Genomic DNA, 11,292 nt, shown 5'->3' with positions numbered 1-11,292 from the left:
GGCCGCAGCTCCAGGCCGATGAGGGTGGCGAACGTCTGCTCGGCCGGGCCGCCGGTGGCCCGGCGGCGGCGCAGGGTCTCGCGCAGCGCGCCGGCACCGGGCAGGCGCTCGCCGATCGCCTCCGCGACCACCGTGTCCACCCAGCCCTCGACCAGGGCGAGCAGGGTCTCCAGCTCGGCCATCGCGGCCTGCTGGCCGGGCGTCACCGTCGGTTCGAACATGCCCTGGCCGAGGGCGGCCTCGATGCTGGCCGGGTCGTTCGGGTCGATCGAGGAGGCCAGCTGCTCGACCGCGGAGAAGTCGACCGAGATCGCCTTGGCGTAGTCGTTGATGAGGCTGATGACCCGGTCCTTGAGCCAGGGGGTGCCCGCGTAGAGGCGGTGGTGGGCGGCCTCACGGACGGCGAGGTAGAGCCGGACCTGGTCCTCGGGCAGGTTCAGCCCGGAGCCGAACTCGGCGATCGAGCGGGGGAGCAGGGCGGCCGTGCCGTCCGGACCGAGCGGGATCCCGACGTCGGTCGAGGTGAGCACCTCGCCGGCCAGCTGGGCCAGGCCCTGGCCGAGCTGGGAGCCGAAGGCCATCCCGCCCATCGAGCCCATCATCGCCAGCAGCGGGCCGGCCTGGGCCTTGGCCTGCTCCGGCAACCCGTCGACCCAGGCCCGGGACACCTGCTCGGCGATGGGGGAGCACAACTTCTCCCACATCGGCATCGTGGCGTCGATCCACTGGCGCGGCGTCCACGCGGTGGAGGTGCGGGCGCCCGCCGGTAGAGCGGTGGCCCCGTCGAGCCACACCTCGGCCAGCTGGATCGCCTCGGCGACCTTGTTGACGTCGATCGACGACGCCGGGTGCGAGGCGGGCACCTGCGAGGTGGCCAGCCGGCGGGCGAGGTCGTAGTTCACCGGGCCGGACGATGCCCCTGAGGCGTTGGCCTGCGACATCATCTGCCCGAGCTGGGACAGCATGGAGCCCAGCTGGCCGAGGTCGAAACCGCCCGGTCCGGGGCCCTGACCGGGCTTGCCTTCGGGGTCGTCGTCTCCGGATGGCGAAAATCCGAAGGGCAGGTTCGTCATGCGGCCCACGTTACGCAACTTCGCCGGTCCTGGGTGGCCTTGACGTGAACGATGCGCGTCACGCCCTACCCTCGTGACCCATGTCCTGGTTCTCCCGGTTGTCCCTGCGCGGCCGCACCCTGGTGGTCGGCGGCGCGGCCAGCGTGGTGCTGGTGGGGGCGGCCGTGGCCGTCCCCATTCCGTACGTCGCCGTCTCCCCGGGGGTGACCTACAACGTGCTGGGGTCCGTCGGCGACACCCGCGTCATCACGTTCGCCGGTGACGGGGTGCCGGCGGGGGCGGACGCGGCCCGGGACGGCGAGGGCAACCTCAACATGACGACCATCTCGATCAGCGACGGCATCACCCTGTTCGAGAGCCTGGGCCTGTGGGCGTCCGGCCGGTTCGCGCTGGCCCCGCGGGAGGACTACTTCCCGCCGGACCAGACCGTGGAGCAGGTGGAGGCGCAGAACGCCCAGGCCTTCCGCGACTCGCAGTCGGCGGCCGAGATCGCCGCGCTGCGGTACCTGAACTATCCGAACGTGGTCTACGTGGGCGACATCCCCGACGGGTCGCCCAGCTCGGGCGTGCTGCAGCCGCAGGACCGGATCGTCGGCCTGGACGGCGCCCCGATCAGCGACTTCGCCTCGCTGCAGGCGGCGCTGGCCGGCACCGCCCCCGGGCAGACGGTCACCGTGACCGTCGAGCGGGACGGGCAGACGGTCGACCAGAAGGTGACCCTGGGCAGCAACCCCGCGGTCGGCCAGCAGGGGGTGCTGGGCATCGGTGCGGTGCAGCGGCCGCAGGCGCCGTTCGACATCACCATCTCGCTGGAACGCATCGGCGGGCCGTCGGCCGGCCTGATGTTCACCCTCGGGCTGATCGACCGGCTCGGCGGCCAGGACCTGACCGGCGGCCGGTTCATCGCCGGCACCGGCACGATCGACGCCGACGGCAACGTCGGCCCGATCGGCGGCGTGCTGCTCAAGATGATCGCGGCCCGGGAGGCCGGGGCGACCGAGTTCCTGGTCCCGGCGGACAACTGCGCCGAGGCTCTCACCCAGGTGCCCGACGGGTTGCAGCTGGCCAAGGTGGCGACGCTGGCGGACGCGACCCAGGCGCTGGCCACGCTGCGGGCGGGCGGCACGCCCCCCGGCTGCTGACGGGCGGTCCGGGGGCGGTCAGTCCTCGAACGTGGACAGCAGGCTGTCCAGCAGGTTCGGCGCCAGTTGGGCGCCCCGCACGACCGGCCAGGGCTCGCCGTCGGGGGCGGTGCCGCGGATGCGCAGCAGGCAGGCCCGCCGTCCGTCCCGGTGCACGCCGGCGACCAGCCGGGCCTCGGTCCGCTCGGGATGCGCCGCCGCCTGGGCGGCGGCGGTGTCCTCCGACAGGGCGGCCCCGGCGCTGGGCGGCAGCACGACGATCTCCTGGACCAGCACGCAGCCCACGACCGCGGCCGGCCAGGACATCTGGGCCAGGGCCCGCTCCAGGTCGGGGTCGGGCAGGGCGTCCTGGGCGATCGGGGTGAACTCGGCCGCCCCCAACTCGGCCACCAGCGACGGCTGCGCCGCGGCCAGGTCGGCCGTGCGGACCAGCGCGAACAGGGCCGGCGGCCGGTCCCAGCCGGCGGTCCCGGCGAACTCCTCGACCTCGGTCACCGCCGCGGCCAGATCGGCGTCCTCGGCCCACTCCCCGGTGCTCATGACGGCCGATCCTCGCACGTCGCCGGCGGGCTCCTGGGTGGTGCCCGGGAACGGAACATGAGGTCGGTGTGAATCGCGTCGTTGCCCGATCGTTGCCCGATCCGGGGAACCTGCGGCCGATGCCTACAGTTGAGGGAGAGCGAGCAAGCAGCCTTACCCCGAGGAGTTCACCCGTGGCCATGCGGCCCCCCGTTGGATTGCCCACGATGTCCAAGCGCGCCAAGCGGGTGTTGATCGCGCTGGTCACCCTGGCCGTCCTGGCGATCCTGTGGTTCCAGTTCGTCAGCATCTACGTCGACTGGCTCTGGTTCGGCGAGGTCGGGTACCGCGAGGTCTTCACCACGCAGGCACTGAGCCGGATCGCCATGTTCCTGATCGCCGGGGTCGGCGCCGCGGCCTGCGTGTTCCTGGCCCTGTTCGTGGCGTACCGGTCGCGGCCGGTCTTCGTGCCGAGCAACGAGGCCGACCCGCTGGCGCCGTACCGGACGATCGTCACCGCCCGCCCCAAGCTGTTCGCCTTCGGCATCGCGGGCGTGGTCGGGCTGATCAGCGGCCTGTCCGCGCAGTCCGACTGGACCATCGTCCAGCTCTGGCTCAACGGGGGCAGCTTCGGCGTCAACGACCCGCAGTTCGGCAACGACGTCGGGTTCTACGTCTTCACCCTGCCGATGATCCAGCTCGTGCTGGGCTGGCTGTTCGTCATCATCGGCGTCTGCTTCGTGCTCGTGGCGATCGTGCAGTACCTGTTCGGCGGCATCCGGCTGTCCGGCCCGGGGCGCAAGGTGACCCCGGCGGCCACCATGCAGCTGTCCCTGCTGGTGGCGGCGTTCGTGCTGCTCAAGGCGGTGCAGTACTGGTTCGACCGGTACGAGCTGCTGTTCTCCAACCGCAACCCGACCTTCACCGGTGCCTCCTACACCGACGTCAACGCGGTGCTGCCGGCCAAGCTGATCCTGATGCTGATCGCGTTGATCTGCGCCATCGGCTTCATCGTCGGGGCGTTCACCCGCTCGGTGAAGCTGCCGGCGATCGCGCTCGGTCTGCTGGTGCTCTCCAGCGTGCTCATCGGCGGCGTCTGGCCGCTGGTGCTGCAGCAGGTCGTGGTCAACCCCAACGGCATCAACCGGGAGCCCGAGTACATCCAGAAGAACATCAACGCCACCCGGGCGGCGTACAACATCCAGGACAACCAGATCAACTACATCGATTACCCGGGCCAGCTCTCGGGCGATCCGCAGGAGATCATCGCCGACCAGCAGACCGTGCCCAACGCCCGGCTGCTGGACCCGAACGTGCTGTCGCCGACGTTCACCCAGCAGCAGCAGTTGCGGAACTTCTACGGCTTCCCCGACCAGCTGGCGATGGACCGGTACACGGTCAACGGGCAGACCCAGGACTACGTGGTCGCCGTCCGCGAGCTCAACGCCGCCGGCCTGAACGACGCGCAGAAGAACTGGATCAACGAGCACATGGTGTTCACGCACGGCGACGGGTTCGTCGCCGCGCCGGCCAACACCGTGGTCAACGGCTACCCGGACTACGTGGTCTCCGACCTGGCCGCGCTGCAGCGGCAGCAGGCGGGCGGGGCGGCCCCGGCCATCCCGGTCTCCCAGCCGCGGACCTACTACGGCCAGCTGGTGACCGACTACGCCATCGTCGGCAGCGACGGCGGCGCGCCCCGCGAGTACGACACGGACAGCTCCCGGTACACCTACACCGGCACCGGTGGCGTGCCGGTGGGCAACCTGTTCCAGCGGGCGGTGTTCGCCACCGAGTACGGCGAGCAGAACTTCCTGTTCTCGACGGAGATCAACGCCAACTCCAAGATCATGTACAACCGCGATCCGATCGACCGGGTGGAGAAGGCGGCCCCGTTCCTGACCGCCGACACCAAGGCCTACCCGGCCGTGGTCGACGGGCGGATCGTGTGGATCGTCGACGCCTACACGACGGCGCAGAACTACCCGTACGCGCAGAACGTGACGCTGTCCGACGCGACCAACAACTCGCTGGCCGCCCGGGGTGCCCTGAGCCAGTCGAGCCAGCAGGTCTCCTACATCCGCAACTCGGTGAAGGCGACCGTGGACGCCTACGACGGCACGGTCACGCTGTACGCGGTGGACGAGCAGGACCCCGTGCTCAAGGCGTGGGAGGGCGTGTTCCCGGGGCTGGTCAAGCCCAACAGCGACGTCAGCCAGGACCTGCGGGCGCACTTCCGCTACCCCCAGGACCTGTTCGAGGTCCAGCGGTCGCTCCTCGTGCGCTACCACGTGGACGACCCGGTCGACTTCTTCCAGAGCTCCGGCTTCTGGCGCGTGCCCAACGACCCGACCGTCTCCGACACCGTGCAGGCGCCCCAGCCGCCGTACTACCTGCAGGTCAAGCTGCCCGGCGCGGACAAGGCCTCGTTCCAGCTGACCAGCGTGCTGACCGGGTTCCAGCGGGAGTTCATGAGCGCCTACGTCTCGGCCGGCTCCGATCCGGACGACTACGGCAAGCTGACGGTGCTCCGACTACCCACGGCCACCCAGACCCCGGGCCCGCAACAGGTGCAACAGCTGTTCCGGACCACCCAGGAGATCTCCAGCCTGGTCACCCTGGCCACCAACCAGGGCGGGTCGAAGGTCATCTTCGGCAACCTGCTGACGCTGCCGGTCAACGACGGCCTGCTGTACGTCGAGCCGTTCTACATCCAGGGGGCGACCACCTCGACGACCACGAGTTCGTCGTTCCCGCAGCTGAACCGGGTGCTCGTCTGGTACGCCGGCCGGGTGGGCGTCGGCACCACGCTGACCCAGGCGTTGACCAGGGCCGCGCAGAGCGCCCCGGTGCAGACGCCGATCACCGGGGACGGGACGAGCCTGCTGCCCGACGACACCGGCAGCACGACCCCGACGACCCCGTCGACCCCCTCGGCGACGAGCCCGCCGCCGGCCAACGAGCAGGCCGCGCTCGCCCAGATGGACGCGGCGGCCAGCGCGCTGGACGCGGCCAAGGCCTCGGGCGACCTCGGCCAGATCGGCGCGGCCAGCCAGAAGCTGGAGGACGCCGTGCGCGCCTACCTGGCCCTGGCCGGGACGGAGATCCCCAGCGCCAGTCTGGGCCCGGTGCCCACCTCGGCCGGGGGATAGCGGTCCGGCTCGTGCCGTACAGTGGCGGGCGGTCCGCGTGGTGCGCGCGGGCCGCCCGCCGCCGTTGGTGCCAAGGGTGTCCGCCGTCACAAGCGTTGGCACGGAATCGATTTGGAGAACGGCCGGGGGCTTGTTACAGTGAGATGTACAACGACGCGGGGTGGAGCAGCTCGGTAGCTCGCTGGGCTCATAACCCAGAGGTCGCAGGTTCGAATCCTGCCCCCGCTACCAGTGGGATCAGGCGAAGCGGCTCTCGGACATGGTCCGGGGGCCGCTTTTCTTGTTGTGCGTGACGACCGGCGCGACCGAGCGCGGGTCGAGCGTCGGCGAAGGACCGTGAGCGGCCGTCTACTGTCGGTGACAGTCCCGACCCCTCGTGGAAGGCCAACCCATGCGTGTCACGCCCCGGATCTGGATCGGCCTGGCCATCTACGTCGGCTACCTTGCCGTCATCGCCATCGTCACGATCCTGGGCGGGGTGCCCTTCCCGGAGATCGGGAAGTCGGCCGAGACCACGCTCAAGGGGGCGGTCCTGCCGCTCGGGGTCGCCGCGGTCCTGCTGATCGTCACGACCACCGCGCTCGGCTGGTGGCGCCCGGCGCTGTTCGACCGTCAACGTTCGCAGTACCGGTGGCCGATCATCGCCCCGGCGGTCATGGCGGTCGCCGCCGTGCTCAACCTGATCGGCACCGACTGGTCGAAGTTCGACGCGACGTTCCTGGGCTCGTTGATCGCGCTCGGGGTTCTGGTGGGTTTCTGCGAAGAACTGATGGCGCGGGGCCTGCTGCTGACGGCGCTTCGCTCCAGCCTGCGCGAGGGCTGGGTCTGGTTCCTGACCAGCGCGTTGTTCGGCCTGATGCACATGCTGAACGTGGTCCTCGGGGCACCGGTGCAGGGCACCATCAGCCAGGTCGCGCTGGCCTTCGCCTCGGGCACGGCGTTCTACATCGCCCGCCGGGTCACGGGTTCGTTGGTCTGGGCGATGGTGCTCCACGGGCTCTGGGACACCTCGGTCTTCGCGGTCGGGTTCGCCCCCAAGGAACTGTCCATCGCCCCGCTGCTGGTCTTCGTGGTCGCCGCGTTGTCGCTGGCGTCGGTGTACTGGGTGATCAAGGGCGCGAACGAGAAGCTCGGGGCGGGCGACAGCGCGCCGGCGGCGGTTCCGGTCTAAGGGGCGTCGCTGGTGCCGCCCGGTCGGCCACCAGCGCGGAAGGGTGAGCACGACCACACCGTCGACCGCTTGAATACAAAACTGAGTGCGCTCAATATTGAGGGGAGTCGGTTCGGGGGTCGAGCCGCGCACCGTTCGAGGAGTCACCGCCCATGAAAGCGTTTGTCGTCACCAAATATCGGGAGCCGCTGCAGGTCGCGGAGGTCCCGGACCCGGTCGTGGGTGAGCACGACGTGCTGGTGCGGGTCGATGCCGCCGGGCTGAATCAACTCGACGAGAAGATCCGGTTGGGTGAGTTCAAACAGATCCTGCCGTACTCGTTGCCGCTGATCCTGGGCAACGACGTGGCCGGGACCGTGATCGGGGTCGGCGACCGGGTACGCGGGTTCCGGCCGGGGGACGAGGTGTTCGCCCGGCCGGACAAGGACCGGATCGGCACCTTTGCCGAGCGGATCGCCGTCGCCGAGACCGATCTGGCGATCAAGCCGGCATCGGCCACGATGCTGGAGGCGGCCTCGCTGCCGCTGGTGTCGTTGACCGCCTGGCAGGCGCTGGTCGAGCGGGGCCGGGTGAAGGCGGGCGACAAGGTCCTGATCCACGCCGGGGCCGGGGGAGTGGGCTCGATCGCGATCCAGCTGGCCAAGCACCTCGGCGCGACCGTGGCGACGACGGCCGGTGCGGCCACTGTCGACTTCGTCCGGGAGCTCGGAGCCGACGTCGTCATCGACTACCGCGATCAGGACTTCGAACAGCTGCTGAGCGGCTACGACCTGGTCCTGGACAGTCTGGGCGGGACGAATCTGGCGAAGTCGCTGCGGATCCTCAAGCCGGGCGGCCGGGCGATCGGGATCGCCGGTCCGCCCGATCCGGCGTTTGCCCGGGAGATGGGCGCCAATCCGGTGCTGCGGGTCGCGATGTCCCTGCTGAGCCGGAAGGTTCGCCGGTCCGCTCGCGCCCTGGGTGTGCACTACGAGTTCCTGTTCATGCGGGCCAGCGGCGACCAACTCCGCCAGATCGCCGACCTGGTCGACGCCGGGGCGCTGCGTCCGGTGGTCGGGCAGGTTCATCGATTCGACGAGATTCCGCAGGCGCTGTCCTCGCTCGGCACCTCCGGCGCGCGGGGCAAGTCCGTCGCCGCCGGGCCGGTGAACCGGTGATGACGTCCTCCGCGCGGGCGCCGCAGCTCAGCATCGCGGTCGGTGACATCTCCTACGCCTACCGTGAACTGGGGCCCAAGCGCGGCGTCGGCGGGTCCACCGGCTCGGTTCCGGGCACCATCGATGAGACGGCCGATGACGCCCTGGCCTTCATCGGGGCGCTGGGATTCGACAGCATCGACGTTGTCTTGTTCTCGCTCGGCGGGGTGCGCCGTCGAGTTCCTGGGCCGGTGAGAGATCGGCCGTCGGTAGCCGTCGGTAGATCGGCCGGTGAGTACTCGGCCGCTGACCGGCCGGCCGTTGACTAGGCTCGCATCCGGCGGTGAGCACGGTTGGTGGAGGTGGCCCGGTTTGTCGACGAGCAACCCACGGTCCGCCGGCCGGCGGGAGCGGAACAAGCAGGACAAGCTCGACCGGATCACCGCGGCGGCGCGGGAACTGTTGACCGAGCGCGGCATCGACGACGTCACCACGCAGGAGATCGCCGATCGCGCCGACATCGGCGCCGGAACCCTGTTCCTCTATGCGCGGACCAAGGGCGAGCTGCTGATGCTCGTTCAGAATTCCGACTACGTCGATGCTCTCGCGCGGGGCATCGAAGCGGCCGCCGCTGCTCCCGACGTGCTCGATGCCGTGGTCGAGCTCATCCGACCCATCGTGGCCTGCAACCGGGTGCGGGTCGACAACGGTCGCACGTACCTGCGGGAGATGGTTTTCGGCGACCCCGCGGAGCCCCATCACCGCGACGCCCTGGCGATGAACGCCCAGACCGAGAGCGCGATCGCCACGGTGCTGCAGCGTGACCGGCGCCTGCGCTCCGCCGACGCGTCGACCCTGGCCCGCGTCGTGTCGGCGATCATGCTGGCCTGCCTGGCGCCGACGGTGAACGCCGAGCGAAGCGTCGACGATCTGATCGGCGAGATCAGGCGGCAGGTCGCAGTCCTCCTGCGGTAGACCCTCCGCCAGGTGGGCGAAAAGGACGAACCTCACAATTCGCCCGATTGGTGGATCGACCCTGCGATGGACGGGGGCGGACCATCTTCTGGTCGTCGGGCCACACCAATGGAGACGACGTCTCCACCGACTTCTTCGATTGTGTCGGTACGTCGCACGTGGTCCGCACCCGTCAGGACGTTGACATCCACGTCAGCTTCCTTCTCAACCAGCGCGGTGGTCCGAACGTCTTCCCGTACTACCGGGAGAGCGCCTCCGGCAGAGTGATCTTCACGAACCTGGACACCGGTGGCACCTACACCAATTCGTCCACCGTCAACAACCGCGACGACAAGATCGTGGACAACGGCGATGGCACGATCACGATCGTCGCCCAGGCTTCGGGTGCGGACCGCTGGACGGACAAGAATGGGCGTCTTGTGCTCGTCGACTCCGGCACCTTCCGCTACTCCATCGCCATCGATTACCACGGCACTCCGGGTGACGTCAGCGACGACACCGAGGTGCCGGACTCCTTCACGATCGTCCGGGATTCCACGGGGCGCAACATCATCGACCGCAACTTCTGCGACGACCTGTACGAGTTCACGAGTCCGTAGATCGACCGGGCGGCCGGCGTTTGTCATGTCCAGTGCGAGCGGGAAGGTGCCGACATGATCACTCGATCTCGGGCCGCCACTGTGGTGGCCATTGCCGCGATGGTCGCCGGGACGTTTCTCCTCACGGGTTCCGCCGCCGCCGCCCCGGGTGGAATTTCCTGGAATTCGGCCGGCGGGGATCGGCAGAACACGAGGTACGCGGCCAGCGAGGCGAAGATCTCACCGACCACGGTGGGTGGGCTGCGGCCGAAGTGGGTGTTCACCACCGGGGGCGACGTGTCGGCCACGCCGGCCGTTGACGGTCAAAGGGTGTATTTCCCGGACTGGGCCGGCAACCTGTACGCCGTGGACAAGGCCACCGGCGGCCTGGCCTGGCAGCGGAAGATCTCGGACTACACCGGGATCCCGGGCGACAAGGCCCGCGCGACACCGGCGTTCACCGACAGCACGCTGGTGATCGGCAACCAGGGCCCGTTCGGTGGCGGGGGCGCGGTCCTCGCGATCGACAAGGCCAGCGGGGCACTGCTGTGGAAGACCCAGCTCGAGAGCCACCCGTCGGCGATCATCACCCAGTCGCTGGACCTGGCCACCGGCAGGATTCTGTGGAAGACGTACCTGACGCCAAGTGAAGCATTTCCCGGCAATGCCGTCTGGGGCAGCTCGCCGGCCATCGACACCAAACGCCATTCGGTCTACATCAGTTCGGGCAACAATTACGACGTTCCCGATTCCGTGCTCGCGTGCATCGCTGCGGCCGGCAGCGATCCCACCGCCCAACGGGCCTGCCTGCCCGCCGACAACCACTTCGACTCGATCCTCTCGCTCGACATGAGTACCGGGGCGATCAAATGGGCGACGCGCGCGCTGCCGTTCGACGCCTGGACGGTGGCCTGCGTCTTCGACGAGACCGCACCCAAATTGCCCCCAGCCCGCCGGCCCGGACTACGACTTCGGCCAGGCGCCGGCCCTTTTCAGGGCCGGCAACGGCGACGAGCTGCTCGGCGCCGGGCAGAAGAGTGGCCAGTACTGGGCCCTCGATCCCGACAGCGGCGCGGTCCGGTGGGTGACCGACACCGGCCCCGGCGGCACCGCCGGCGGACTCCAGTGGGGATCGGCCGTGGACGGCCGGCGCGTCTACACGGCCAACGCCAACAGCAACGCCAAGCCCTACCTGGGGTCCACCGACGGCATCTGGACGGCGCTCGACGCGGCCAGCGGCCGCATCGTCTGGCAGTCGCGGCCGTCGGGCGGCGGCGGCACCTCCGGCCCGGTGACGGCGGCCAACGGGGTCGTGTTCGGGTGCTCGCTCGACCCGTCCGGCCGGATGTACGCGCTCGATGCCGCCACCGGGACGGAGCTGTGGAGCTTCGCCAGCGGTGGTTCGTGCCTGTCCGGCGCCGCGGTCTCCAACGGGACCGTCTACTGGGGCTCGGGCTACGCGAATCTCGGCGGCACGCCGAACAACAAGCTGTTCGCTTTCGCGCTGAAGTGACGCCGCCGGGCTTCTCGGGGAAGGATGAGGGTT

Annotated in this window: 11 protein-coding genes, 1 tRNA gene and 1 pseudogene; 10 read left to right on the top strand and 3 right to left on the bottom strand. The window is 69.8% G+C overall.

The genetic code is table 11. The annotated features are described in order from the left end of the window. On the bottom strand, window positions 1-1,073 hold a 1,073-nt coding region (locus ACOJUF_RS12715; protein WP_420122211.1), incomplete at its 3' end, for a zinc-dependent metalloprotease. An 80-nt stretch (window positions 1,074-1,153) separates the two neighbouring features. Here ACOJUF_RS12715 and ACOJUF_RS12710 point away from each other — a divergent pair. Then, window positions 1,154-2,215: a PDZ domain-containing protein gene (locus ACOJUF_RS12710; protein WP_420122210.1), complete on the top strand. Its 1,062-nt coding sequence runs from the start codon at window positions 1,154-1,156 to the stop codon at window positions 2,213-2,215. 18 nt (window positions 2,216-2,233) lie between these two features. Here ACOJUF_RS12710 and ACOJUF_RS12705 read toward each other — a convergent pair whose 3' ends face one another. Next, the gene (locus tag ACOJUF_RS12705) at window positions 2,234-2,755 is read right to left on the bottom strand and encodes a PPA1309 family protein (protein WP_420122209.1); all 522 of its coding nucleotides are present in this window, start codon (window positions 2,753-2,755) and stop codon (window positions 2,234-2,236) included. Window positions 2,756-2,928: 173 nt separating this feature from the next. Here ACOJUF_RS12705 and ACOJUF_RS12700 point away from each other — a divergent pair, with 173 nt between their 5' ends. The 7 genes from ACOJUF_RS12700 (at window position 2,929) to ACOJUF_RS12670 (ending at window position 9,767) form a co-directional block, all read left to right on the top strand. Next, window positions 2,929-5,886: a UPF0182 family protein gene (locus ACOJUF_RS12700; RefSeq protein WP_420122208.1), complete on the top strand. Its 2,958-nt coding sequence runs from the start codon at window positions 2,929-2,931 to the stop codon at window positions 5,884-5,886. Between the two features lie 154 nt (window positions 5,887-6,040). Beyond that, window positions 6,041-6,117: transfer RNA gene (locus ACOJUF_RS12695), tRNA-Met, on the top strand. A gap of 160 nt (window positions 6,118-6,277) precedes the next feature. Beyond that, window positions 6,278-7,057, top strand: coding sequence for a CPBP family intramembrane glutamic endopeptidase (locus tag ACOJUF_RS12690; protein ID WP_420122207.1), 780 nt, complete (start codon window positions 6,278-6,280; stop codon window positions 7,055-7,057). Between the two features lie 152 nt (window positions 7,058-7,209). Next, window positions 7,210-8,214, top strand: coding sequence for an NADP-dependent oxidoreductase (locus ACOJUF_RS12685; RefSeq protein ID WP_420122206.1), 1,005 nt, complete (start codon window positions 7,210-7,212; stop codon window positions 8,212-8,214). Further along, on the top strand, window positions 8,214-8,522 hold the full coding sequence (locus tag ACOJUF_RS12680; protein ID WP_420122205.1) for an alpha/beta fold hydrolase: 309 nt from the start codon (window positions 8,214-8,216) through the stop codon (window positions 8,520-8,522). Before ACOJUF_RS12685 ends, ACOJUF_RS12680 begins: the two co-directional genes overlap by 1 nt. A 43-nt stretch (window positions 8,523-8,565) precedes the next feature. Continuing rightward, entirely contained in the window at window positions 8,566-9,168 is a 603-nt protein-coding gene (locus ACOJUF_RS12675; RefSeq protein WP_420122204.1) for a TetR/AcrR family transcriptional regulator, read from the top strand. Window positions 9,169-9,326: 158 nt separating this feature from the next. Further along, entirely contained in the window at window positions 9,327-9,767 is a 441-nt protein-coding gene (locus ACOJUF_RS12670; protein ID WP_420122203.1) for a hypothetical protein, read from the top strand. A gap of 23 nt (window positions 9,768-9,790) precedes the next feature. Here the strand turns inward: ACOJUF_RS12670 and ACOJUF_RS12665 are convergent, their stop codons facing one another. Continuing rightward, window positions 9,791-10,054, bottom strand: a complete 264-nt coding sequence (locus ACOJUF_RS12665) for a hypothetical protein (RefSeq protein ID WP_420122202.1) — start codon at window positions 10,052-10,054, stop codon at window positions 9,791-9,793. Between ACOJUF_RS12665 and ACOJUF_RS12660 the strand changes: the two are divergent. Together ACOJUF_RS12660 and ACOJUF_RS12655 are read left to right on the top strand one after the other, a co-directional pair. Further along, window positions 9,999-10,262, top strand: a pseudogene (locus tag ACOJUF_RS12660) (PQQ-binding-like beta-propeller repeat protein); the annotation flags it as partial. The gene ACOJUF_RS12665 and the pseudogene ACOJUF_RS12660 sit on opposite strands and share 56 nt — an antisense overlap. 568 nt (window positions 10,263-10,830) lie before the next feature. Further along, window positions 10,831-11,259, top strand: coding sequence for a PQQ-binding-like beta-propeller repeat protein (locus tag ACOJUF_RS12655; RefSeq protein WP_420122201.1), 429 nt, complete (start codon window positions 10,831-10,833; stop codon window positions 11,257-11,259). Window positions 11,260-11,292: the final 33 nt, after the last annotated feature.

The sequence above is a fragment of the Nakamurella sp. genome (assembly GCF_048594475.1).
Classification (GTDB): domain Bacteria; phylum Actinomycetota; class Actinomycetes; order Mycobacteriales; family Nakamurellaceae; genus Nakamurella.
This window is presented reverse-complemented; position numbering and strand designations above follow the sequence as displayed.

What these genes read in the sequence shown, in the direction of transcription:
- ACOJUF_RS12710 (WP_420122210.1), top strand. Translation starts at nt 1,154, where the DNA reads ATGTCCTGGTTCTCCCGGTTGTCCCTGCGCGGCCGCACCCTGGTGGTC.
- ACOJUF_RS12705 (WP_420122209.1), bottom strand. Translation starts at nt 2,755, where the DNA reads ATGAGCACCGGGGAGTGGGCCGAGGACGCCGATCTGGCCGCGGCGGTG.
- ACOJUF_RS12690 (WP_420122207.1), top strand. Translation starts at nt 6,278, where the DNA reads ATGCGTGTCACGCCCCGGATCTGGATCGGCCTGGCCATCTACGTCGGC.
- ACOJUF_RS12685 (WP_420122206.1), top strand. Translation starts at nt 7,210, where the DNA reads ATGAAAGCGTTTGTCGTCACCAAATATCGGGAGCCGCTGCAGGTCGCG.
- ACOJUF_RS12680 (WP_420122205.1), top strand. Translation starts at nt 8,214, where the DNA reads ATGACGTCCTCCGCGCGGGCGCCGCAGCTCAGCATCGCGGTCGGTGAC.